Source organism: Rhizobium gallicum bv. gallicum R602sp (assembly GCF_000816845.1).
Taxonomy (GTDB): Bacteria; Pseudomonadota; Alphaproteobacteria; order Rhizobiales; family Rhizobiaceae; genus Rhizobium; species Rhizobium gallicum.
In genome coordinates, this window is the sequence record NZ_CP006880.1 from 1,114,497 (window position 1) to 1,138,521 (window position 24,025).

At 55.5% G+C, this 24,025-nt stretch carries 17 protein-coding genes; 12 read left to right on the forward strand and 5 right to left on the reverse strand.

Annotated features, from left to right (window positions below; genetic code table 11):
* Window positions 1-22: 22 nt before the first annotated feature.
* Both RGR602_RS28455 and RGR602_RS28460 read left to right on the forward strand, forming a co-directional pair.
* Window positions 23-1,138 (forward strand): glycosyltransferase, encoded by a 1,116-nt coding sequence (locus tag RGR602_RS28455; RefSeq protein WP_082046767.1) that lies wholly within the window; start codon window positions 23-25, stop codon window positions 1,136-1,138.
* Between the two features lie 161 nt (window positions 1,139-1,299).
* Entirely contained in the window at window positions 1,300-1,917 is a 618-nt protein-coding gene (locus tag RGR602_RS28460; RefSeq protein ID WP_040116547.1) for a sugar transferase, read from the forward strand.
* Between the two features lie 105 nt (window positions 1,918-2,022).
* On the opposite strand, the gene RGR602_RS28465 is transcribed toward RGR602_RS28460, so the two are convergent.
* On the reverse strand, window positions 2,023-2,799 hold the full coding sequence (locus tag RGR602_RS28465) for a class I SAM-dependent methyltransferase (RefSeq protein ID WP_166677424.1): 777 nt from the start codon (window positions 2,797-2,799) through the stop codon (window positions 2,023-2,025).
* 502 nt (window positions 2,800-3,301) lie between these two features.
* Here RGR602_RS28465 and RGR602_RS28470 point away from each other — a divergent pair.
* The 4 genes from RGR602_RS28470 to RGR602_RS28485 all read left to right on the forward strand — a co-directional run bounded on the left by RGR602_RS28470 (window position 3,302) and on the right by RGR602_RS28485 (window position 10,745).
* Window positions 3,302-4,282 (forward strand): acyltransferase family protein, encoded by a 981-nt coding sequence (locus RGR602_RS28470; RefSeq protein WP_040115389.1) that lies wholly within the window; start codon window positions 3,302-3,304, stop codon window positions 4,280-4,282.
* A 644-nt stretch (window positions 4,283-4,926) separates the two neighbouring features.
* Window positions 4,927-7,122: a polysaccharide biosynthesis protein gene (locus RGR602_RS28475; protein ID WP_082046713.1), complete on the forward strand. Its 2,196-nt coding sequence runs from the start codon at window positions 4,927-4,929 to the stop codon at window positions 7,120-7,122.
* A 108-nt stretch (window positions 7,123-7,230) separates the two neighbouring features.
* Complete coding sequence (locus tag RGR602_RS28480) at window positions 7,231-8,499, forward strand: glycosyltransferase family 4 protein (protein ID WP_063856021.1); 1,269 nt, start codon at window positions 7,231-7,233, stop codon at window positions 8,497-8,499.
* A 299-nt stretch (window positions 8,500-8,798) separates the two neighbouring features.
* Complete coding sequence (locus tag RGR602_RS28485) at window positions 8,799-10,745, forward strand: GumC family protein (protein ID WP_203226240.1); 1,947 nt, start codon at window positions 8,799-8,801, stop codon at window positions 10,743-10,745.
* Between the two features lie 306 nt (window positions 10,746-11,051).
* Here the strand turns inward: RGR602_RS28485 and RGR602_RS28495 are convergent, their stop codons facing one another.
* The gene (locus RGR602_RS28495) at window positions 11,052-12,281 is read right to left on the reverse strand and encodes a glycosyltransferase family 4 protein (RefSeq protein ID WP_170250948.1); all 1,230 of its coding nucleotides are present in this window, start codon (window positions 12,279-12,281) and stop codon (window positions 11,052-11,054) included.
* 538 nt (window positions 12,282-12,819) lie between these two features.
* Here RGR602_RS28495 and RGR602_RS28500 point away from each other — a divergent pair.
* Window positions 12,820-13,848, forward strand: a complete 1,029-nt coding sequence (locus RGR602_RS28500) for a pectate lyase family protein (protein WP_203226241.1) — start codon at window positions 12,820-12,822, stop codon at window positions 13,846-13,848.
* Between the two features lie 77 nt (window positions 13,849-13,925).
* Here the strand turns inward: RGR602_RS28500 and RGR602_RS28505 are convergent, their stop codons facing one another.
* The 3 genes from RGR602_RS28505 to RGR602_RS28515 all read right to left on the reverse strand — a co-directional run bounded on the left by RGR602_RS28505 (window position 13,926) and on the right by RGR602_RS28515 (window position 17,169).
* A complete protein-coding gene (locus RGR602_RS28505; RefSeq protein WP_040115393.1) occupies window positions 13,926-15,101 on the reverse strand; it encodes a DegT/DnrJ/EryC1/StrS family aminotransferase in 1,176 nt (391 codons plus the stop codon).
* Window positions 15,102-15,152: 51 nt separating this feature from the next.
* Window positions 15,153-15,854: a PIG-L deacetylase family protein gene (locus RGR602_RS28510; RefSeq protein ID WP_210263486.1), complete on the reverse strand. Its 702-nt coding sequence runs from the start codon at window positions 15,852-15,854 to the stop codon at window positions 15,153-15,155.
* 70 nt (window positions 15,855-15,924) lie between these two features.
* Window positions 15,925-17,169 (reverse strand): polysaccharide biosynthesis/export family protein, encoded by a 1,245-nt coding sequence (locus RGR602_RS28515; protein WP_040116553.1) that lies wholly within the window; start codon window positions 17,167-17,169, stop codon window positions 15,925-15,927.
* 401 nt (window positions 17,170-17,570) lie between these two features.
* Between RGR602_RS28515 and RGR602_RS28520 the strand changes: the two genes are divergently transcribed.
* The 5 genes from RGR602_RS28520 (at window position 17,571) to RGR602_RS28540 (ending at window position 23,967) form a co-directional block, all read left to right on the forward strand.
* Entirely contained in the window at window positions 17,571-18,884 is a 1,314-nt protein-coding gene (locus RGR602_RS28520; protein WP_082046716.1) for a UDP-N-acetylglucosamine 1-carboxyvinyltransferase, read from the forward strand.
* 12 nt (window positions 18,885-18,896) lie between these two features.
* Window positions 18,897-19,916: a UDP-N-acetylmuramate dehydrogenase gene (murB, locus tag RGR602_RS28525; RefSeq protein ID WP_052451785.1), complete on the forward strand. Its 1,020-nt coding sequence runs from the start codon at window positions 18,897-18,899 to the stop codon at window positions 19,914-19,916.
* Window positions 19,916-20,905 (forward strand): glycosyltransferase family 2 protein, encoded by a 990-nt coding sequence (locus RGR602_RS28530; RefSeq protein ID WP_052451786.1) that lies wholly within the window; start codon window positions 19,916-19,918, stop codon window positions 20,903-20,905. Before murB ends, RGR602_RS28530 begins: the two co-directional genes overlap by 1 nt.
* 65 nt (window positions 20,906-20,970) lie before the next feature.
* Window positions 20,971-22,413: a lipopolysaccharide biosynthesis protein gene (locus RGR602_RS28535; protein WP_040115394.1), complete on the forward strand. Its 1,443-nt coding sequence runs from the start codon at window positions 20,971-20,973 to the stop codon at window positions 22,411-22,413.
* A gap of 348 nt (window positions 22,414-22,761) precedes the next feature.
* Window positions 22,762-23,967: an MFS transporter gene (locus tag RGR602_RS28540; RefSeq protein WP_040116557.1), complete on the forward strand. Its 1,206-nt coding sequence runs from the start codon at window positions 22,762-22,764 to the stop codon at window positions 23,965-23,967.
* Window positions 23,968-24,025: the final 58 nt, after the last annotated feature.

Genomic DNA, 24,025 nt, shown 5'->3' on the forward strand with positions numbered 1-24,025 from the left:
CACTATGGCCAAGGCAGATGTCATGCATGTCATTACCAATTTCACAGCGCATGCGGGCGCTGAGACAATGCTGGCACGGCTGCTGCATGCCTCAGTCGACCAGCGTATAGTGGTTGTTTCGCTCATGGGGATTTCGGAGCGAAATCTTAAGATTTCGAGCAATCCCCGTGTGGAGTACGTATCGCTCGAAGCCACAAAATTGACGTCTCTCGCACACGCCTCGCTGAAACTTGCCAAACTCATCAGGCAGGAGAGGCCACCCGTCATATTGTGCTGGATGTATCATGCGATGATTGTTGGCACGGTCGCGGCCTTGCTGGCACATCGCAGCACTGCAGTGATCTGGAACGTGCGTCAGTCGTTGGACGATTGGACGTCTTTGACCCGGAGTTCACGCGCCGCTGTGACTTTGGCAAAGTGGCTATCCTGGCATCCGGCGGGTTTCGTCTTCAATTCAGCGAGGGCGCTCAAAATGCATGCGGCGGCTGGTTATCGAACGCACAATGCCGTGGTCATACCGAACGGCTTTGAGCTGCCGCAATCCGTGACCCCTCAACCTCGATCGGCCAAGCGGATCGGGATTGCAGCGCGCTTCCATCCGCAGAAGGATTACCCGACATTCTTCAGGGCCGCGGCTCGCCTTCTTCAAACGCATGAGGGACTGACATTCGTGGCTGCGGGAAGTGGCCTGTCCTGGAGCAATCCAGCCGTCTCACAGATGATCTTGTCCGCAGGCTTGGCGCCAGAAAATGTCCAGCTCTTGGACGAAGTCGAGGACATGGCAGCTTTCTATCGATCGATCGACATTCTCGCGCTGTCTTCGAGAACAGAAGGCTTTCCAAACGTCCTGGCGGAGGCGATGAGCTATGCGCTACCTGTTGTTACGACTGATGTGGGTGACGCTGCAAGTATCATCGGCGACGGCGGCCTGGCAGTTCCCTCCCAGGATCCGGACGCGCTGGCCGCGGCGATACGAACTCTTCTTGACGGTGGAACTGCTCGATATGCTGAATATGCGGGGGCGGCACGACGGCGCATCGAAGAAGAGTACGACTTGGGCGTAATAGTACGAAAATACGATTATTTTCTGAACCAATGCAAGGCAGCAGTTAAAAGAGAAAATAACATCGCTCCGTAAGACCGCATAATCGGGTTGAGGCGAACTCCGTCGTTCTTTATTGGCAAGCTTGCTATTTTTAAGCAATATTTGTCAGACGTCTTTCAATGCCCGAAAGCCCGGTATTGGATATGAGTTGGAACCTCATGTGTAACGGTTTCGACGCTTCGAGGTGGCTGGCGATGTTGAAACGGCTGTTCGATGTGCTGTTTTCCGTTACCGCAGGACTATTGGCACTGCCAGTCCTTATCATCTTGGCTATTGCTGTAAGAATCGTTCTCGGTTCTCCCATCATGTTCAGCCAGGAGAGAGCTGGCAAAGAGCGTCGACCATTCAGGATGAAGAAGTTCCGGTCAATGACCACCGCTGTGGATCCTGATGGGAAGCTCTTGAGCGACGACGAACGCACTGGAAAATTCGGCGGGCTGTTGCGACGTTCCCGGCTGGATGAACTGCCCGAATTGTGGAGTATCGTCATTGGTGACATGAGCGTCATAGGGCCAAGGCCGATACTGTTGGAAAAAATACATGCCCTTGGCGAGCGCGGGATCTTGCGGTGTTCAGTGAGGCCCGGACTAACCGGCTGGGCACAGGTAAATGGGAACACCAAGCTCACTGACGATGAAAAGGTTGATCTGGATATCTGGTATATCGAGAACCGCACATGCCTAATGGATGCCGAGATAATCGCTAAGACCGTTTTGGTTATGATTTTCGGCGAAAGACGGAACGAGAAACGCCTTGCTGCGGCCGTTCTTGCTGCGAGCAGTCGCGATACGCTCCGTAAGGGACCAAAGTAAAGCTCGTTTGAAGATCGACGAAGAACGCCCGGTCAAGCTGCCGAGCATTTATTGTGCTCGCAGGTAAAGGTGAATGTCCATTTGTCCCCAGGTATCGTCAACAGATCACCTGTCAGTGGTTCCTTTTACCATGACGCCAATATACTTATTCCTGCTTTTTACAACGAAGTATTTATGCTGAACAGTTTCTGAGAAATGGAAGAAAGCGAGATTGTCTTGAATGTCATCGGAGATAAAAACACCACCAGGCCTCAGAGCCTGCCAAAGGCGGCTGTAGCCAAACATTCTTCCTGAATAGCTTTTATCACTGTCGTAGTGACACATATCCAACGGATACAAGCGCCCTAGTGCCTTGCCTATCCCGCTGCGGTCGGCTTCTCGGATAAGTTCCCAATAAATGCGAAGGTATGGAGGAACCGCTGCCCCAACATGTTTTTCGCTTCCAAAACGCAGGTAGGGTCTATCAACGCTGATAAGCTTTCCCCCGCTTCGTTTGGAAACGCTCGCAAGAATAGCGAGACTGGAATCACCCAGGGCGACTCCCGTTTCAACAACTTGCTTGGCGTTCAACGATTCAGCCATGCTATAAAGGAAGGACATATCGGCCCCACCCCCAATGTATTGGGGGGCGACACTTCGGGCCTTAGCTATTAGGCGCGCCAGTTCAGGCTGCGCGTCCTCGAACGGGGTCCAAACAAATCCGGACATGACAGAAGGAAGGCGATCACATTCAATTGCCTCTGTTGCACAACGAGCTTTCGCGAGGTGGCCAGTTGCCTCACCTTCAGCGGGAAACAGCGTACGGGAAACCAGCGATGGGATGGTCGGCCACAATGATGGTCGCAAAGCATATCCGGCAACAGACTTAAACGCGGCCTTCATCATCTGCTCCTATTCAGGCCGAGCGTGCTGGCGAATGGGGTCACATTCTGTATATCGCAGGCCGCTGCAGACAAACGTTCCCGAGAGAACAGGACCATATTATTTATAGATTGCTAATATGCAAGTGGGCGGGTCGCGGTATTTCCTTTCAGCTGCAGTCTTTTGGACAGCCTGTTCGCGCCCTGTTTGACTTCGTAGCCGCGAGCCTGCCGTGGCTGGAGGCAACGGTAGGGGTCAGCTATGATCCTCCATTGAAGACGCGGCTCAGGAAAGATGTGCCACTGCTACCCGGACACCAAATGATCCCAGGTCGTGCTCGGATCTTGCAGCTCTTGCGCTTCGTACTCCGGTGTGACGAGAGCTTTCCGGCTTCGGCAGCATGGTCCGGCCTTTCACCAAGTGAGCATCAAATCACGTCAACGAATTTATATCTCGGCCACCTTGACACAATGGGCCGCGACGCCGATGAATTTCTAATGTGCGCCGGGGGTTAATTTGGATAATGCAACACGGCAATCAGAACGACTTGGGGCTGGTTGCAGCAATACCAGCGCGCAACACGACCGTTGACCTCTTAAGGGCAGTCAGCGTCCTTTGGATCGTTGGCGTCTGGCATCCGATAGGATATTCGCCAATCAGGGAAGTAGGCAAGAACGCCGTGACCTTGATGGTGACGGTCGCCGCTTTGGCGCTTTTTGTGCTTCTATCTGGCTACCTACAAGGAGGCCGCGGCCGCGATCTTTTCGACTTCTATAGGCGACGCTTTTGGAGGATTTACGTACCATTCGTTGGAGCTAGCCTGATATTCCTCGTGATGAATATCGGAGATCATCTTGCGCTGATTAAAGGCGTCTTCCTGGTGGCTATGTTGGATGAACCGGCAGCGGTTACGCTATGGTTCATCAATATGATTATGCTCTTCTACCTGTGTGCACCAGTGCTGCTCTGGATCAAACGGAGATCGCTGACGTTGTTGTTGATTGTAACGGTCATAATCCTATTGGGATTGCTGGCTGTCGACTGGCTCTGGGAGCGCCTGGACAATCGTTTGATGATCTACTTCCCCTGCTTCGTGGCTGGAATTGTTTTGTCTGGATCGGCTCCGCCCAAAGCGGTCTGGCCGGTAGTGCTTGTGACCGCAATCGCTTGTATCGCCACGCTTTCTGTGCCGATCGATGGGACAGATATTGTCCTTTTGCCTTGGGCTGTGCTCGCCTCGGTCTCCGCGTTTTGCTTAGCCACCCGGCGGCTTAACGACCTTTCGGATACGGCGACAATGTGGATTGAGCGGGCGGCCTATGCCAGCTTCTTCGCCTATCTTCTGCACCGTCCCGTATACAGGATCTTGGAAGCACTTTCGGCTGCAATTGAGCTTGATCCATTGATCCTAATTGTCGCGGTGGGGATTCCGACAACCGCTATCGCGGCGTACTTCCTGCAAAAAGGGTACGATCGCTTGCTCGCGTCCGCTAGAATGGCATAACATTTGGCTGCAACTGTTGCAGCGTGAAAGTCTGCTTGAAGGCCGCCTTTCTTTTCACGCCAAGCGTGACTTATAATGCGCTGATACCGCCAAGTCCGCAGGGTTGTCTCTGAGCCGCCAGCGCGCATTATATCCGCACACATCATAAGTGTTACAACGTCCAGAGAACGTGAGTCTTCAAACGAGAAACTCAATAAGAAGCAATCGGAAATTGCGGCGCGATTAAACGTTCCGAGAGTGTCCGGGCGTTTACTCGCGATAGAGGGGAAAGAGTAGCCGCCCACGAATTGAAAAACACGTTTTAATTGAATTCGCCTTGGGATTGCGAATATAATATTATCGCTTATGTATATAAAACTAAATGATTAATCAGTATATTAAAGTATTAATATCATTTAGCTTTAATATAATGTGGCTTTACAAAAAAAATTGCTGATGTACCGTCCTAGAACAAACAGAAGACTTGATTAAAACTGTCACGGAAACGTCACGGTACGCTTATGTTTTACCGGCTAAAGCCGGGATTCGCAAGGCATCGGAGTTTATCTTGCTATTCGCGTCGCGACAACGGCGCGCGTTGCAGTTGTACGGGGGATGCATGCATGGCTCGGGGTGACAAAGTCATCTCTGCTCACCGGCGGGAGATGGGTGCTAGACAGGACGAGGTGTTGGCGGCTTGGAAGGCCGCGGTTGGCTATGCCGATTCTGTGGTCAGCGCGGCGGTTCTTCTATCAAAAAAGACAGCCCGTTCTCACCTTCGCAAGGTTCGGCAGGCACCCTTGCTGTTTGCGACCGACCTCGTGTCCGCATGCTTCGCCCTGAGCTTCGCGTTCGTCGCGCGCTATGGACTGGAGCAGGTTCAGGCAAGTCCGGAGCTGATCGAAACGCTGTTATTTGCGGGTCCGCAGTATCTTGCGATTTGCATCGTGGTCTTTCCCATGGCCGGCCTTTATAGCCGCAATTGGCGGTACGGTTCGATCTCCGATCTCTGGACAATCCTACGGGCAGTCCTCATAACCACGGCCCTTTTGGTCTGCGTGCTATTCTTCATAACAAGGCTGGAAGATATCCCGCGCGCAGCCTTGCTTCTCGAGGCGCTCCTGCTCTCACTGTTCCTTTCGGCGTCGCGGCTGACCTTTCGCATTAACGAATTGTCCCTGCCGGATAACGCTGGATGGCTGAAGCAAGCGCCCGAGCGGGAGCAAAAGATACCGACGCTGCTGGTTGGTGCGGGAGATGCTGCGGATCTCTATCTGCGCGCTGTGAGCCGCGACCGCAGCTGCTTCCATCGTCCGGTTGCCATCATCGAGCCGACAGGCGCCTGCGAAGGGATAATGATGCACGGCGTGCCGATTTTGGGTGCCCTGACGGATTTTGAGAGGGTTGTAAGGGAACTACGCCTCGCCAATTCCTTCCCGCGGCACCTTGTCTTCACCGAGGCGCCTTCCGTATTCGGTGAGGAGGTCTGCGAAAAGCTCATCAGGCAGGCCGAAGCGCTCGGCATCACCGTTTCCCGTTTATCCCAGATGACCGAGCTGAAGAATGCCAAGCGGGAAAACCGATTTGAACTCAAGTCGATCGAGCTGACGGATCTGTTGGAGCGGCCGCAGGCCGCTTTGGACAGGGATGCCATTTTGCGGCTCATAAAGGGGCGCCGCGTTCTCATCACTGGTGCCGGCGGCTCGATCGGCTCCGAGCTCACGCTCCAGATCGCTGCCTGTGAGCCGTCGCAGCTCGTTCTCGTCGAGAACTGCGAGTTCAATCTTTACACAATTGACCTTGAGCTCGCGGAACGCTTCGCGACGTTGCCCCGCGCAACCTGTCTCTGCAATGTTCGGCGGGCCAATCGTGTCAACGACGTTTTCGAAGAATATAGGCCGGAGCTGGTTTTCCATGCGGCAGCGCTCAAGCACGTCCCGATGGTGGAGATCAATCCGTGTGAAGGCGCGCTCACAAACGTGATCGGCACGATGAACGTCGCCAATGCCGCCAGGCAGATCGGCGCCCTTGCGATGGTTCAGATCTCTACCGATAAGGTGGTCAATCCGACAAGCGTCATGGGAGGGACGAAACGCCTCGCGGAGCTCTATTGTCAGGCGCTGGACCTCGAAGGAGTGGAGCGGGGAAGCGGGCCACGTTACATGACCGTGCGGTTCGGCAACGTTCTTGGCTCGAGCGGCTCCCTCATCCCGTTGTTCAAGAGACAGATCGCCAGCGGTGGACCGTTGACCGTGACCGATCCGGACATGACGCGGTTTTTTATGACCATTCGGGAAGCCGTGGAACTTACCCTACAGGCCTCCGCTTACGGGCTCGAGGGCGACATCGGAAAAGGTGAGATCTTCGTTCTGGATATGGGAAAGCCGGTGAAGATCATGGACATCGCACGCAGGATGATCAGGCTTGCAGGTCTTGTCCCCGACAAGGATATAGCGATCAAGGTCATCGGGCTGCGTCCCGGCGAAAAGTGCTACGAGGAGCTTTTCGATATGAATGATACTCCGGTTCCGTCACCTGTTCCGGGGGTTTTCGGCGCAATTCCCAGGCCCGTGCCCCTTTCCAAGCTTCGCACGACGTTCGCCAGGCTGGAGCGCTTCGCTGAATTGGGTGATGCATCCATGGTGCTCGCCCTCATCAGCAGCCTTGTCCCAGGTTATGCGTGGCAGCGTCCCGCATTCGCCGGAGCGGCACTGGCTCCAGTGCATGATGGAACTCGCGAAGAGGGCGAGGATCATGATGACGTGGGTCTCCCGGACAACTTACTTGCAGCTCTTGTGGCTGAGACTGATGGAGGAAATGCTGAGGTGTCTGGGTGGATCAGCCCATCACGGCTGCAATGAAACCCAATCAGCGGCAGGCGCCGGTCGCTCCCACGAAATTAGTCTATTGGATCTCGTCTGGAGAGAACTGTGTTGAATGTAGATGCGGCACCAACGGATAGCACTCCATTGGATCGCTTGCTTTGGCGGCAGCAGGAACGAAGCCAGCGCATTCTGGTGCTGTCCAGCTATAGCCGTTCGTTGACGAATTTCCGTTTGGAACTTCTGAAATCCATGGTGCGCGCCGGCCATGTCGTAGTAGCTGCAGGTCCTGAAGACGACGCGGAGGTGAAGGCCGATCTTTCCAAGATCGGGGTTGAGTTCGCCACAATCCCGATGGCCCGCGCCAGCTTGAGCCCGGTCAGGGACATTGCGACGTTCCTCCAGATCCGGCGACTTATAAAGAAGATAAGGCCCGACGTCGTGGTCCCCTATACGATGAAACCGATCGTCTACGGCGGAATCGCAGCCCGCTCAGCGGGTGTTCCGGGGCGTTGTTTTCTCGTAACCGGTCTGGGGCATGTTTTTTCAGAAGCGAGCCTCAGGACGCTAAAGGGCCGTTGGATCAAACGACTGTGCGTTCGGCTTTATCGGCTGGCGATGGCGGGAGCGAGGACGGTTTTTGTCTACAATGATGCAGATCGCTCGGACATCATTGAAAATTCATTGGTCCACGACGTTTCCGTTATTCATCGTGTTGCCGGCTCCGGCGTGGATGTCGATCACTTCGCCTTCGCACCCGCCCCATTGGAAAAGCCTGTCTTTCTCCTGGTGGCCCGGCTGATCAAAGACAAGGGCGTCTTCGAGTATGTGGAGGCGGCGCGCCGCTTGAAGCGGCAGCGGCCGAATGCCGAATTCCAACTTCTCGGACCGTTTGATCCCAATCCAGGGGCGATATCGCGGCTGCAGGTTCAAGAGTGGATCGAAGAAGGGATCGTGGATTATCTTGGCGAGACAAAGGATGTCCGCCCCTTCCTCGCGAATTGCAACATATTCGTCCTCCCCTCCTATTACCGAGAGGGAATACCCCGCAGCATCCTGGAAGCGATGGCAGTCGGGCGCGCGATTATTACAACGGACCTGCCGGGTTGCCGGGAAACCATCGAACCTGGGGAGAACGGCTATCTTGTCATGCCGCGAAGCGCAGACAGCCTGTTGAGCGCCATGTGGCCGCTTGCCGACGGGCTACGGCTGGCTGCTGAGATGGGTCGGCGTTCGCGCGAACTGGCCTGCACCAGGTTCAATGTCCACTCAATCAACGAAATACTTATCGATCGCATGGGTCTCTCAAATCATGACCATGCGGGCCGAGAGGCTGCAGGAGCCTGTGGGCGGGAGGCCGACGCGATCAACCAACAGCTCGATGCAACGAGGAGGGTCATCTCTTGGAGAGGGTGAAAATAACACCACATGGGCTCGTTCCATCGCCTGCGGGCAGACATCACAGCATCACTTATCAGCGGCGCCTGCTCCGCCCGCGTTCAGGCTATGGAATTGTCGATCTGCTGGAATTGGTGCGCAGGCACCTATGGTCCTTTGGGTCGGTCCTTGTGGGCGGGCTGATTCTCACAGCCTTGACCGCCGGCTTTATGACAAGGGTCTATGTCGCTTCGTCTGCCATTGTTTTCGATCGGAACGATGCCCGTCCCTATGAGGCCGTCGAGGAACTCCGCAAACAGGAGCGGGACAAGTCCGTAATGGAAACGGAACTGGACGTAATCAAATCGCGGGTGTTCGTGGGCACGGTTGTGGACGCGCTCGACTTGGTGAGCGACCCCGACTACAATACTTACCTTCCGCGTCGTGACGACGAAAATGAAGGAGGTATCAGCCTTCTCGTTTCTGCTACGACCAAATTCTTCGCCCCGAAGCAGAATCCCGACACGGTTCGCAGCCGGCTGGTTTCAAAGAGCGTTCAACGCGACAGGGCTATATCGGCGTTGCTCGGTTCCTTCACCGTCGACCGCAACGGTGAAAGCCTTGCGATGACGATCCAGGTGCGGCAGACAAGGGCGCTGAAGGCAGCGGCGATCGCCGACGCCATTGCTCAACATTATGTTGATTGGACTGCCAAACTCACGGACGAAGCAACGAAGAACACGATCGACTATCTTCGAGGTCAGGCGAGGGAGCTTGGCAGCCGCATAGCGGCAATGGAACGCGAGATAGCCGCGTTTTCGGCCAATCGCGATCTCACTTTCGATCCGAAGGATGACATTCTCAGGTCACGGTTGGAGCTTCTGAATGAGCAATTTACAGTGGCAAGTACTGACGAGACCGCCGCGCGGTCGAAGTATCTCGAGGCCAAAGCACTGATTGCGTCGGGCGATGTATCATCCGTTGTACGTGTGGTCGCGTCAGAGCCGCTGGATCGTCTTCGCACCGAGCAGTCACGCCTGGAACGACTGAAGGCACAGCTTAGCTCTAAATTCGCCAAGAACCATCCGTTGGTCGCCGATGCCGATGCCGAACTCGAAGCCAATCGACGGATGATGACGGACGAAGCAGAACGAATTGTCCAGGAATTGGCAAATAGCGCAGAGGTCGCGGCCGGCCGTGCTGCCAAATTTAGTACCGATGTAGCGATGCTCCAGAAACAGATACAAGGGCGCAGTCTTGCGGAAATCCGTAGACGCGAACTTGAGAGGGATTTGCTGGCCGAACAAAAGCGTTATGATCAGGTCGTGCTTCGACTAGGGGATCTAGATCCCGAGCGGGGCGAGCACAAAGCGTCAGCAAGTGTCGCGTCCTATGCGGAGGTGCCGACGAGCCCGACGTTTCCGAAGCCGGCTCTCGTCGTCGTGTCGGGGTCGATGGGTTCTCTCATCCTCGCGGTCCTGACGGTCATCATTGTCGATGTGCTCGACGATCGCCTGTATCGCTCGAACGACCTGGAAGACATTCTGGGCCGGCCGAACCTGGTGACCGTTCCGCGCCTGACCCGGCATTTCCGGCACGGTTCCAGCTCATTCGAATTTGCCGTCGACAATCCATCCTCGCCCTTCGGAAAGGCAATGCGAAATTTGTGTCTTGGGTGGCGAACAATCGAACGCTCGATTGGTGGAAAGATCGTGATGTTTTGTTCACCCTCGCCTGGTGAGGGCAAGACCGCGCTCGCCCTCGGCATGGCCGCCGCGGCGGCAACGAGCAATCTTCGCACGGTTCTGGTTGACTTTGACTCATCAGCGAAAGGTGCGGGCGCGCTTCTTGGCATAGCCACGCCTGGCCTGGTGCCAAAGATCGCAGATCCGCCCGATTTATGCATCTCCAGCATGACTTCGCCGGCCCATCCCAGGCTTGACGTCGTCTTCGCAAGCTTCACTGCCGACGATTCAGGACCACTTTGCTCTTATTTGCGCAAAATGTATGATCTGGTCATCATCGACGCGCCTAATTTAGAGAACGAGGAAGGGGCCGTTTGGCTCGCCGCCCATGTGGATTCCATCATCGTGGTCGTCTCGGCGGGACGCACAACGGAACGAAAGCTGGTCAATGCGTTGAACCGCCTCTCGGTCAACCAACCTTTCATCCTTGGAGGCGTTCTCAACCAAGGCGCGAAGCCTGAAGCCGGCAAGGCAGCGCTGGCGAAATCCGGGCTGTGGGCGCAAGTCAAAGCACGGTTTCGTCAGAAAGAAACCGCATGAATGAGCTTCCACATGAGAAGCCGGATAGTTGAAAAACTGAAAACCAAATCCATCCTCTCATCCGAGAAGGTCGCAGGTCAGCGCATCCTACAATATTTTATGGGCAGAGGAGATTGGACAAAAGAAAGCGCGGGCGCGACGATTGCGTTTAAGCGGCCCGCCATCCGAAAACAGCCCTCGGCCGCGCGAGGGCTCGAAATCCCTTGAAATCGGGGATCAAGTGGCCGGCGGCGGCCCCGTTGGGGACGGCGCGCTTTGCCGCAGATTGGCAATTCAGTCCCCACCTATGCTGACCAAAGCATTTGATCATGCGGTTCTGCCGGCAAGCTCGCGATAGATATGCATTATTTTTTCTGTATGAGGGCGAATTCCGTAATGTGCCAAAGCAGATTTTTGCGCGTTTGCGCTCACGCGCTGCCATTCAGACGGATCCTTTAAGAGCTTGGCCATCGGCGGCACAAAAGCGCTCGGCACTTCCGGCTCGACGAGATAGCCGGTCTCTCCATCGACGATTGCTTCGGGATTTCCACCGTGGTTCGTCGCGACGACCGGCGTCCCGACCAGCATCGCTTCGATGAGGGTTCTTCCGAACGGTTCGTTTATTGCGGGTACAAGTAGAATATCCATAGCGCACATCAGACGGTTGATCGACGAGCGGAAACCCATCAGGTGAATGGCCTTTTCTATCCCCAACTCGCGCGCACGCGCCGCCACCTCGACATCAAGTCGCTCGCCGCAATGCTCGGGCGAGCCAAACAACAAGCCTGCGACCGTCAGTTCAGGATGCTGCGCGCAAAACGCGTGTATGGCTTCGACAAAGCGGATTGGCCGCTTGCGATCGATGAGTGTGCCAAAAAATCCAATGAGGCGTGTTTTCTCATCCAGTCCGAGCTCCCGCACGAGATCCAGACGACACTCCTCTCTGTCAAGCAGGGGCTCGGGATGGTCAAAAGGACTATGGATCACCGAGGTTCGGGCGCTGATGGGGAGCAAAGGTGAGGTCGGCTTTGCATAGTTGGAGACGGTAACGATATGACTGGCAATAAACGGCGCGAGAAGGTTTATGCCCCGTCCCGCCGGGTCGCCGCGATGGTGCCATAGTAGGCGCGCTCCGGAAAGCACGGTTGGAAGCCCCCATGTCGCGTGTATCGACCCGTCGTTGGTGTGGACGATATCGGCCTTGTGCCGGCGAAGAAAACGGATCAATCGGGCGACGGTATAAAGGTAGCCTGCTGCCGCCGCGCTTCCGGCGCCGCGATATCGAGGTCTGAGGACGGACACCTTGACCGTCAGATAGTCAATCTGACGCTTGTCCAAATATTTTACGAAATCTCCGTTTGGCTTATGGAGCACGACCACCGGCCGCACCTCGGAGGGCTGAAGCGCTTCAATCAGCTTGATTGCTGAGATGTCGCTTCCGCCGAATTTATCGCCAACAAACGGATAGACTACGACTATTGGCCTCGAACCCATGGATTTACCTGTGTAAACCGTATTGGCAATAGTATCGCCGAATGGTGCGATATTTGATATCACCCTAATTAGTTATTGATTGTACTGGAGCACTGCCCAATTCGACAGAGCGCGTCGAAAAGCGTTCATCTTCGTCCGGCTGAACGCTAACTGACGATAGCAGGAGGGGCGCTCTTTTCAGCTGTTATTGGGTTGTGAGATGGTGGATGCGAACGGCATGGACGCAAGAGATGGTATGCATTGGCAAGGGCGCCGCTGCGCTCCAATGTTCATCGCTGCAACCTGCCTACTAGCACTCACTTTAATCAGCCTTGGGGCTGTCGGCCACGCTCAGGCTGCAAACGCAGCATCCGATGCGTTCCCTGGCGCCGAAGGTTACGGAAAGAGTGCGCAAGGCGGAAGAGGCGGCGCGATCATCGCTGTCACAAATCTGGAAGACAGCGGATCCGGAAGCCTCAGAGCGTGCATCGAGGCGGCGGGTCCGAGGAACTGCGTCTTCCAGATTGGCGGTACGATCAAGCTCAAGCGAACGCTGATCGTTCGAAGCGACAATGCGTCAGTCTCCATCCTCGGGCAGACGGCACCCGGCAGCGGCATAGTCTTGACGATTGAGCGGCCTGACAAAAAGGGAAAAAATACGCTGCTGGGAATCAAGGGAACGAATGACGTTATCGTGCGACATATTCGCATCCGGCCGCAGCTCCCAAACACTGTCAAAAACGTTGACGGGCTGGTCATCGAGAATAGCCAAAGGGTGTACGTCGACCACGTGTCGGTTTCCTGGGCGACGGACGAGAACATCAGTACCCATGCCGACGCCACGGAGGTCACGATCGCAAATTCGATCCTTGCGGAGGGCCTCAACAAACACAGCAAATGCACGTTGCTTGGATCCGATCCACGGGCGCCGCAAAAACTGACATTTCTCAGGAACCTGTGTCTGTCGAATAATGATCGGAATCCAGACAACAATCACTACGGACAGTCCTGTATTGAGATCGTTAATAACGTTTTCTTCAATGCGCGGTCCGAGTGGGCGGAGATTTTCTCGCAGTTTCCTGGGGGGACCCCGATCGCATATGCCGGGAATTATTTCAAAGCAGGCCCGAATACAAACGACCTAACCTATGCCATTCGGTCGAAAGATGCCGCAAGGGTTGCAGATCCGCAGATCTATCAGGAAGGCAATGTAACCTGGGCACCGCCTTCTAAGACGATCGTCACGGTGGCGCCCGATACGGAGCGCTTCCTTGTCTCCAGTCCGCCCTGCGCCCTAAGCGTAACTGCCGTCGCTCCGGCAGCAAAGGCTTACCATGACGTGCGAACACGGTCGGGCGCGTTCCCGCGCGACAGTCTCGATCATGGCTGGGCCAACGCTATGGGAGCGGAGGGGGAGAAGGGCGACGGGAGGATGGTGAGCGAACCAGGTCAGATTCCGTCGATGGCAACCGGAGCCCCTTATAGGGACGAGGATCAGGACGGAATGGCCGACTCCGTCGAGGCCAAATTTGCCGCCAAGCCCGGCGTGAGTGATGCCTGGTCGGTGAGGAACCCTGACGGCCCAGCCCATTTCGACGAATTCATGGAATGGCTCTCGGAAGAACGGATCGCTGGTCGGTATCCACGATGATGCGGGTCGCCTACCGGCAGAAACCGGCTAGACCGTAGGCAGCTCGCTCCGAAACAAGCCTGCTGGCGACTGTTGGTTTACGCCGAATTTCTGGCGCCATCGGTTGCAACAAGGACAGCTTCCCGCAGCGCCCTGGCATTTTGATGGACTGCCTCTTCGGTTAAACTCGGATCGACGAGGAGAGCCAGGCTCGTTTCGCCGAGTTTTTGCGCGACAGGCAATCTTCGCGCCGGTTGCGCCAGGTTAGCGAATGCCTTTTCGAGGTAGATCTCTGAGCAGCTTCCGGCAAAGCAGGAAACGCCTGCGGTATTCAGCTTCACCAGAATCTCGTCACGATCATGGCCCATCTTCAGTCGATCCGGACGAACAAACGTATAAAAGCGGTAATATGCATGGCGAATGCCCTCACGCGGCACGGGTGTTCGAAGAGCGTCGAGGTCGGCAGTCGCTGCGATAAGAATCTGCGCGTTTCTTTCTCTTGCCGCTTGCCACTCCTTTAGCCGGGCGAGTTGGCAGAGGCCAAGCACCGCCTGATACGACATCATCCGCAAGTTGGTGCCAACGGACTCGTGAAGCCATCGAAAACCGCTTCGAACCGACTTTTGCTGAACGGCGTCATATGACTTGCCGTGATCCCTTCTGCTCCATGCCTTCTTCCAAAGTGCTGTATCGTTCATCGCAATGAGGCCGCCTTCGCCGCCGGTGGTGATGATCTTATCCTGGCAGAACGAAAAGGCCGCAATATCGCCGAACGACCCGACCGGCTTCCCGTCAATGTCGGCGCCATGCGCTTGGGCGCAATCTTCAATGACCCACAAACCTCTCTCGTGGGCAAAAGCCATGATCTCAGCCATGTCGCATGGCCATCCTGCAAGGTGGACGGCGATGATGCCTTTGGTCCTTGACGAAACTTTCTCTGCTATCGCGGCTGTCGTGATATTCTGGCTATCCTGATCGATATCTGCAAAGACCGGCACCCCCCCGCAAAAGGGTACGCAAGCAGCAGATGCGACGAAACTGCGTGGCGTCACGATTACTTCGTCCCCAGCGCGCAAGCCGAGCGCGAACAGTGCGAGTTCGAGAGCAGCGGTTCCATTTGTGACGGCGATGGCGTGTTCAACCCCGAGCAAGGCGGTGTACGCTTCTTCGAATTGCGCCACATAGGGACCTGTCCAGGCATTGACCCGACCGCTCCGAAGCATGGAAGCGACCGCTTCGATCTGCTCTTCATCAAAAACGGGCCACTGCGCCATTTCGCCCTCCGTCTTAGACGCGATATCCGCTTCCCGAAACTGGTTCCTGCATCACAGTACCTGACGAACCATCACGAAGGCTTCCGCTGCTCGACTGAAGACGGTTGCGCCGCGCAACGTCGCCAGCGCCCTCAAGGTTTCGATAGAGCGTTCATGTGGGGTTGGCCGGAGCTGCGATTGAAAAGCCGACATCGCTTCCAATTTGGTTTCGAGATGCTCCTCGATATCGATGAAGACGTGTGGAATGAAACTGGGCGTCACATAGGCCGCGTTCCAATTCGTCTCCGAGAGCGTCTCATATGCCAGAATCAATCTCGGATATTGTTCCTGATGAGGTCTTGCCGCCACGAGCGCAGACGTGAAGACGATCTGATGGTCGACATGCATGTCTCCGACGAAAGGGAGGAGAAGCGTTTGCGGGGAATATGCCGAAACGATTTCGAACAGCGAGCGGTTCAAATCGGAGACGGCCGTCTCGGCCAGGCCGGCTGCGGGGAAACCCATCCAATCGGTTCTGCCGACACCAAGGATCGCGTGCGCCCGGCGCGCCTCTTCCCTCACGCGAGAGACGGCCTCGGATGCGTAATGCGGAGGCTTGCCCTCGGTTACGATGACGATCCGAACTTCGGCTCCCTCCGAAGCGAGCCGCGCAATTGTACCACCTGCCCCGAGAACCTCGTCGTCCGCATGGGGGGCGATGACAAGCGTCCTGCCGAAGACGTCGCTCAACATGCGTACGCCGCCTATTTCCATCGGTTTTCGATCCCGCGTTCATATAGGGAGGTGGCGTTGATGCTCGGGTCCACGTTCGCTCCTCGGATTGTTACATGCCCGCGATCGAGACGGCGACGACATCCCCCGGAAGCAACTCCGTGAATGGCGCACCATCGATCACGGTATTGACCCCGCTCTTGGGGCGGCGAACCTCGTAAGTGAAGGAGATCTGGTCGCGATTTCTTTCGTCCGCGGCTACCGAAGCAAGGAGATAGAATTGCTCTTCGGCGGATTGGCGTGTGGATTCGAGCTTCTTGATCGCCGTTTCGCGCTCCTGGAGCTTCAGCAATATGTCTTTCTCCCGATCCGCCTGCAGTTTCGCGAGTTCCAGCTTGAGGTTGCCGAGTTCGCGTCTCGACCGGGATGTCTCCGCGTATATCTCCAGAAGCTGGGTTTTCTCGTTCGAAGTCGTATTCTTGACCCGCGCGATCTCGGTCTCCGTATTCAGTTCGCGTTTGCGTAGCGCGGTCACACGTTCAAGATCTCGCTCGTTCATCTCGACGACGCCTTTTTGTTCGACTTCAAGCTGAGCGAGAATCTTCAAACCTGCCTCTGTTTCGGCAATCCCCTGTGTCAGAATCTGGACTTGAGCCTGTGTCGTGATCAGATCGGTTTTCAGGATCTTCTCCTCGATTTCGAGTACGCTCTTGAGAGATGTTCTTTCGAGATAGGGGCGTGCGCTCTCTGGGGCGTCTTGCAAATCGATGGTTTCGGCCCCACGTAACTGGGCCGCCAACCGCGCTGCATAAATCGCCTCATGGACGATTTCCACCTCGGCGCCGTCCATCGTCCCCCGCAATCGCGCGCGGGCCATGATCTTGTCAGCCGCACTCGACGCCGCCGTCAAAGTTCCACCTGCAAGGCCGACAGCCTGTTCGACCGTCAAGCCCGGAAAAAAGGGAAAGGATCCGGGGTTCTTGACCTCGCCCAGAACAAAAACCGGCTTGTAGGTCGCTATGTTCAACGCAATTTTAGGATCGACCAATATCTGCCGGTTCTTGTATTCGGTCCGCAATTTTTCCAGCGCCTGGTTGACACTGAGCCCTCCGATCTCGACGCCGCCGACCAAGGGAAATTGCGCAGCCCCATCTGCATCAACTGTCAACAGAACTGGCAGTAGGGCGTCGTCAAGAAAATCAAAATTGACGGCGTCTCCGGGCTGCAGCTGGTAAACCTCCGATCGCGTATCAGTTACGGCCGCAACAAGCATTGCAATGGCGACCCAAATAGCCCGGCGAGAAGCATTGCGTTCGCCGGAAATTGCGCCGCTTTTCACCCAAGGATGAGATGACATCATGTCCCCCATTGAACCATCGGTTGTCGCACGAGCGACGTGGATTCGATCTCTATCTAAGAAAGTTGTTTCTTTTAACGTCAAGTAAATAAATGTTAAACGGCGCGTCGCAGTAGTACGGAAACGTCTATTGCATTCAGGCTATGAAAGGTTACTTCTATAGCCCGTCAGTATTATATTCAGTTCGATGCGCGACGTCTGCAGGTCAATTTAAGATTGTATTTTATTGTATCGCATTCTTGGTTTGTTGAAAATAGATTTGCTTTTTAAGATTAGATTTTTTGTCAGTAATATTCTAACATGAAGCGCGGCGTTATTCCTGCGACCAGCTGATGCGCATTTACTGATGCTCTGTTGAATCCTAGCCAGTCGATATCGAGAGCTTCACCAGGAGTTGAGAGATGCTCATTGAAACCAAAGCTGAGTTGGGAGCGTATCAGCCATTTTCTCAAACACACAGCGAACGGCAAGTGTCGAGATATCGCGTCCATGCGTCCCGCCTCGAAGGGGAAGTGTTAGTAAGTGGAGCGAAGAATAGTGTTCTGCGTCTTCTCGCAGCCTCGCTGCTGACATCTGGCAAAATCGAGATCTCGAACTATCCCACGATGCTCTTGGACGCTCAGGTTCATCTTGGGATGCTGGAGGCGCTTGGAAAACATTGCATTGTCGAAGGCGAGACGGCCTATATCGAGGAGATTGTCCCCCCGCCGTCGGAGTTGGTGTGGAAGGGCCGCTCAATTCGCAACACACTCTTGATATTGGGTGCCCTAACGGCTCGCACCGGGAGAGGCTCTGTGCCGTTGCCGGGTGGCTGCAAACTCGGTGAACGAAAGCATGACCTGCATGTTATGCTTTTGGAAGCACTTGGTGCGACCGTTACAGAAACAGACACCAATCTCGAAGCCTATGCACCGCAAGGCCTGACGGGCGCCGACATCCGTTTGCCGATCCGCTCAACCGGCGCTACCGAGAACGCTCTGTTGTGCGGCGCATTGGCCCGCGGTGTCACGACCGTTTGGAACCCGCATATCCGCCCTGAAATAATCGATCTGATCTCCATGCTTCGAACGATGGGCTCGAAGATCAAGCTATTCGGTCAGGAGCGCATCGAGATTGAAGGTCGAGAAGGGCTCACGGGTGTTCGACATAGGGTCATTGGCGATAACATGGAAGCTCTAACGTGGCTGGTCGGGGCGTGTATCACCAACGGCGACGTCGAGATCCATGGCTTTCCGCTATCGGACTTGGAAGTTCCCCTCATACACCTCAAGGAAAGCGGCGCGCGTGTCTATACCGGTCAAGAGAGCATAATCGTTCGCGGCGGCAACTGTTATCCCGTGGAGATCAGCACGGGCGCCTATCCAGGAATAAATTCCGACATGCAGCCTCTCTTTGCAGCGTTCGGTGCCATGTCACGCGGTGAGAGCAAGATAATTGATCTGCGCTTTCCGGGACGCTACCTCTACGCGGAAGAGATGGGTTTGATGGGACTTGACTATTCCATCGAAGATAATCTCCTACGCATTCGCGGCGGCACCAAGTTGCGTGGGGCGGAAGTTACAGCACGTGATCTTCGCGCAGGCATCGCCCTGACTTTGGCCGGTCTCGTCGCCGACGGAGAGACGATCGTGCGCGACGCCTGGCAAATAGAACGTGGTTACGATCGATTCATCGAGAAAGTTACATCGCTGGGTGGGGACGTCCTCGCCGAATGAAGACAGGCGGAAATGGCGCTGTTGGTCACCGTGGAACTGACTGTGAACACTCCGAAGATATCAAGCAAGAATGTTTCGTCGCTTCTCGGGAACATCAAGAACGTTGAGATTTCATCTCATGTCCCGCTGAAGTACGTCGGGCGATGGCAGATCGGCGGACCGGCTGACGTCGTGGTTGAACCGCTCGATGCGCGAGCGGTCAGCGAGGTTTTGAAGTGCCTCGGTGCGGAGAAAGTGCCATTCTTGGTGATTGGCGATGGCACGAACCTTCTCTTTGATGATGCAGGTTTTCGAGGTGTGGTCCTGCGGATCGGAAGAAGAATGTCCCAGATTGCAATCAACGGCACACACGTCGTTGCTCAAGCCGGAATCTGGACTCCTGTTTTTGCGCGAAAAGTCGGATGTGCAGGATTGACCGGTGCGGAGCACACGGTGGGAATTCCAGGAACGCTGGGCGGCCTGGTTGTTATGAACGGTGGCAGCCAGAGAAAGGGGATCGGCAGCAACCTTGTTAGTGCAACGGTCGTCGACATTGATGGCAAGGTGAACATCTTGGATCGAAACGCATGTGAATTCTCATACAGAAAATCCAACCTGCAGCGGCCGGACCTGGTTCTCTTGGAAGCAGCTTTTGAGTTTTCCACCGCTAACAAGGCGGACGTGCGAAGAAGGATGATTGAAATTATGGTGTCGAGACGAAAGAAATTCCCCCTTCGCCTCCCAAACTGCGGTTCCGTTTTCCTCAGTGACCCCAAGATGTATGACGTTGTAGGTCCCCCCGGAAAAGCGATCGAGGATGCTGGCTTGCGGGGACGTCGCATAGGTGGAGCTCAGATTGCCCCTGGTCATGGGAACTTTATCGTTAACCTCGGCGGTGCAACGAGCTCGGACGTGCTGGGCCTGATCGATTTAATAAGAAGGACGATTTTTGAACGAAGCGGCTTTTTAATGGACTGCGAAGTTCGTCACGTTCGTCCCGACGGATTGCTCCAACCAGCTCATCTTTCGGTTCAATCAGGAAAGTGGAATTGATGCCTCGCGTGGTTGTCGTGTCCCCATACTACAACAGGGCTCACTTAGTCGATGAGACCGTCACGGCAATTCGCGATCAGACATATCAGGATTTCGAGGCCTATTTCGTTGACGATGGGTCGCAAGACGGCACCTATCATGCACTTTTGAAATACAAGTCGGATAAAATACGCGTTTCTACGCAACGCAACGTAGGGTTCACGCGGACTATGATCTCGACTATCGCCTGCACGGATAGCGAATTCATCGCAGTTCAGGGATCAGGCGATATATCTTATCCAATGCGCCTGCAGAGCCAGGTTCGATTTTTAGAGGAGTATCCTGATGTCGTTGCAGTCGGCTGCTATCGGGAAGTCGTATCAGACATAGCTTCGAGGAGTTACACCGTTCGGCCGCTCGTCCATAAGGATATAAAAGTACAACTCTTTAACGGCAATCCTTTTTCGCAGGGCGAAGTCCTTATGCGACGCTCTGTATATGAAAGGGCTGGGGGATATAGACCTTTCTTCGTATATCGGCAGGATCTCGATCTGTGGCTGCGCATGACGGACTACGGGGAGATGGCTGTCGTTCCCGAGATTTTATACAAAGCTTGGAAGCGCAAGGATTCCGTAACCGGCGATCCGCGCAAGCTGGCAGTTGCGATGAGCTGCAGAGATTTCGCCTTGTATTGTGCCCGAGAGCGCATGGCAGGGAGGCCCGATCCCTTGGACGCGAATGGGCCGATTTCGGCGTTGATGCGGCCGCGGTCAAAGGATCTTGCGACAAGCCTCGCCTCGGAGGCCAGGCGGCGGGCCTTGATAGGGCTGGAAGATGATGCAAGCTATCTGCTAAAGGCAGCTTTCAACGAGAAACCAGTCATCTCAGCTTGGTTTACGCGCGTTATTTTATTCGTTCCGTGGCTGAGGCCACTGGCTCTTCTTGCCAATCGTCTTATGGGCCTACTCAGAGGCTGGGGGGCAGCGCCCCGCGCGGACAGGGCCGCTTGATCTAGATGATTTCGTCAGAGCCCGGGAACAAAGGTCTCAGTCACAAAGTCCGATCCGAGGTCGCGATGACCTCGATATTCCAAGGCGCAGGCATAGCCATCGATTTGGCTTACATGGCCATCCTATCACGCCTCCTGTCGCCAGCGGATTTTGGCGTCATGGCAACGGCGATCTTGTTCCTCTCATTTTGCAATCTTTTGCGTGAAATCGGAATTGGCGCGACGATCGTTCAATTGCCAAGCCTCACAGAAGTTGAGCAGCGGACGGCACTCACGTTAGTGCTGATCTCGTCTGCCATTCTCTTCTTTTTGGCACAGGCTTGTGCTGCGCCATTTGCGCGCTTCATGAACATGCCCGCGTCGGAAGATGTTGTTAGAGTATTGTCGTTCATCATCATCGTTCAAGCATTTACCTCGATATCAGAGGGCCTGCTCTTACGGCGACTGGAAATGCGCCGCATCCGAATGAGCGAGATTGCGGCCAAAACGCTCGCATACGGCACGACCGGCATCGGTTTGGCATTTGCGGGCTTCGGATACTGGGCCCTTGCGGCGGCATCGATATGTGAGGCCAGTTTCCTGTCCTTCGTCCTGGTTTATGCTGCTAAACCGAACCTTCGACCGTTATTTGATAGCCAATCCAGCCGTCGCCTTATGGGAAAGGGATCTGGCTTTACTGCATCACGGGTAATCAACTTTATCGCGCTTCGCGCAGACATCACCATTGTCGGCCGATCCTTGGATGCAATTCACCTTGGCCTCTACTCACGAGCATATCGTCTCATGAGTCTTCCGACGGACGTTTACGCTCGAATAGCGGATCGGGTCGTTTTTCCGGCGATGGCGCAAGTGCAGTCTAACCCAGAGCGGCTCAAGAAAGCGTATCTGCGAGGCGTTGGTCTAACCGCTCTTTTTGGAATGCCAATGAGCGCAGTGATCTATATTCTTGCTCCGGAAATTGTTTTGTCCCTCCTCGGCAAGCAATGGGAGAAGGTTATCCCCGTGTTTTCCTATCTTGCTATCGGAATGTACTTTAGGTTGGCTTCACGCGTGAGTGGGTCTCTGCTGCGCGCAACGGCGTCCATACGCGCGCTTATACTATCGCAAGCTGTTTATGCGTGCCTGTCAGTATGCGGCACTTTGCTAGTTGTCGAGTATGGACTATCAGCAGTGGCGACAGCAGTGGGACTTGCCATTTTTGTATACTTTTGCGTAATCACCGCGTTTGCCTGCCAAGTAGCCCGCGTCTCCCTCATGGAGTTAATCATGGAGCATCGATACGGTATGCGTGTATCGGCCATGGTTGGCATTCCTTGCTTTGTCATCGCTTACGTTCTGCGGCTCGAAAATACGCATGCGAGCATCGTACTACTTTCCGAAACCTTGTTTCTGGGCATCTTTTCGATTTGCTTCGCATATCGCATGCCGATTAAACTAATTGGCAAAGAGGGTGCTGAATTCAGCGGCCATATGCGCAGCGCAATTCGTTCAATGCTGCGCCCTGGTTGAAATGATCCATCGTCCGTCTAGGTTGTCTTTCGCCGCCTCAGAAGCCATATGACGACTGACCGCCATCAGCCGGTTCCGGCTGAACAGGCCCAAATCCGCTCATATGCTGCATTTAACGCAGACCCATCCGAATTTAAATGGGCCACGTCCCACGCCCCCGGATCGCGTTTGGGATGTGCCGGCAGAATCGTTTTTTCCATTTTCCGCCAGAATGAAAATGTCCGCATCTGCCAAAAATTTGTGCTCCTCGTGTCGATCTTTTGCCTGTCTGAACGTCCTAAGGTCGGTAGTGGCGCCACGGCGCCGAAAGCGGTTTTGCGATCTCGCAAGAGCAAGGAGATGATGGAGATGGGCGTTTCGTATCGTTGGATCATTGTCGGGATTGGCGCATTGATGACCTGTGTCGCTCTTGGCGCCATGTTTTCGCTGGCGATCTTTCTCGAGCCGATGGCCACGACCACCCATTGGTCGCGTGCCGGCATTTCAGGCGCCATGACGCTCAATTTTCTCGTCATGGGCGTCGGAGGTTTCGCATGGGGCGCGGCAACCGACCGCTTCGGTCCCCGTATCGTCGTGCTGACTGGTGCAGGGCTTTTGGGGCTTGCACTTGTCCTTGCCAGCCGGGCGGAGTCGCTGCTCGTGTTTCAATTGAACTACGGCGTTCTCGTTGGCCTTGCTGCCAGCGCTTTCTTCGCGCCGATGATCGCAATCACCACCGCATGGTTCGAAAAGAACCGCAGCCTTGCCGTTTCCCTGGTCTCAGCGGGCATGGGGGTGGCGCCGATGACGATCTCACCCTTCGCGCGCTGGCTGATCTCGGCCCATGACTGGCGCACAGCGATGCTCACGATCGGCATCGTGGCCTGGACGCTTCTGGTGCCGGCGGCTCTGCTGGTGCGCCGTCCGCCGGCTGCCGCTGGTTCCGGCGATATAGACCAGGACCTTCCTGCGCAGAGCAATGGAACGTCGCTCAAGCAAGCGTTCCGCTCGCCGCAGCTCCTCGTCCTCGCCCTGACATTCTTTGCCTGCTGCGCGGCGCATTCGGGCCCGATCTTTCATATGGTGAGCTATGCAATGGTATGCGGCGTGGCGCCAATGGCCGCAGTCAGCATCTACAGCATCGAGGGCCTGGCGGGGCTCGGTGGCCGGATTGTGTTCGGCCTGCTTGCAGACAGGCTCGGCGTAAAACCGGTGCTGGTCGCGGGGTTGATGGTCCAGGCAGTTGCGATCGCTGCCTATCTTCTCGTCAGCCGGCTTAGCGAATTCTACACCCTCGCCGTTGTTTTCGGCGGAGCCTATGGTGGTGTGATGCCGCTCTATGCAGTGCTTGCCCGCGAATATTTCGGACCGCGCATCATCGGCACGGTGTTCGGGGCGGTGACCATGCTCTCGAGCATCGGCATGGCCGTCGGCCCTTTGGCCGGTGGTTGGGTCTTCGATACCTTCGCCAACTACTCCTGGCTCTTCATCGGTTCGGCCATGGTCGGGCTCGGCGCAGTCGCGGTCGCGCTTGCCTTCCCGGCGCTGCCGCGCGCACGGCTTCAACCGGCCTAGATGGAATCCGGTAGTCTGTCGCGATTTCGCGGGAATAAAGTCGGTCTCTTCACGTTCT

Excerpts from the sequence above, each read along its gene's own strand:
- RGR602_RS28465 (WP_166677424.1), bottom strand. The coding sequence starts at position 2,799 with ATGAAGGCCGCGTTTAAGTCTGTTGCCGGATATGCTTTGCGACCATCA.
- RGR602_RS28515 (WP_040116553.1), bottom strand. The coding sequence starts at position 17,169 with ATGTCATCTCATCCTTGGGTGAAAAGCGGCGCAATTTCCGGCGAACGC.
- RGR602_RS28520 (WP_082046716.1), top strand. The coding sequence starts at position 17,571 with ATGCTCATTGAAACCAAAGCTGAGTTGGGAGCGTATCAGCCATTTTCT.
- RGR602_RS28505 (WP_040115393.1), bottom strand. The coding sequence starts at position 15,101 with ATGGCGCAGTGGCCCGTTTTTGATGAAGAGCAGATCGAAGCGGTCGCT.
- RGR602_RS28470 (WP_040115389.1), top strand. The coding sequence starts at position 3,302 with ATGCAACACGGCAATCAGAACGACTTGGGGCTGGTTGCAGCAATACCA.
- RGR602_RS28510 (WP_210263486.1), bottom strand. The coding sequence starts at position 15,854 with ATGGAAATAGGCGGCGTACGCATGTTGAGCGACGTCTTCGGCAGGACG.
- RGR602_RS28530 (WP_052451786.1), top strand. The coding sequence starts at position 19,916 with ATGCCTCGCGTGGTTGTCGTGTCCCCATACTACAACAGGGCTCACTTA.
- RGR602_RS28460 (WP_040116547.1), top strand. The coding sequence starts at position 1,300 with ATGTTGAAACGGCTGTTCGATGTGCTGTTTTCCGTTACCGCAGGACTA.
- RGR602_RS28485 (WP_203226240.1), top strand. The coding sequence starts at position 8,799 with ATGGAAACGGAACTGGACGTAATCAAATCGCGGGTGTTCGTGGGCACG.
- RGR602_RS28540 (WP_040116557.1), top strand. The coding sequence starts at position 22,762 with ATGGGCGTTTCGTATCGTTGGATCATTGTCGGGATTGGCGCATTGATG.
- murB (WP_052451785.1), top strand. The coding sequence starts at position 18,897 with ATGGCGCTGTTGGTCACCGTGGAACTGACTGTGAACACTCCGAAGATA.
- RGR602_RS28475 (WP_082046713.1), top strand. The coding sequence starts at position 4,927 with ATGGGTGCTAGACAGGACGAGGTGTTGGCGGCTTGGAAGGCCGCGGTT.
- RGR602_RS28455 (WP_082046767.1), top strand. The coding sequence starts at position 23 with ATGCATGTCATTACCAATTTCACAGCGCATGCGGGCGCTGAGACAATG.
- RGR602_RS28535 (WP_040115394.1), top strand. The coding sequence starts at position 20,971 with ATGACCTCGATATTCCAAGGCGCAGGCATAGCCATCGATTTGGCTTAC.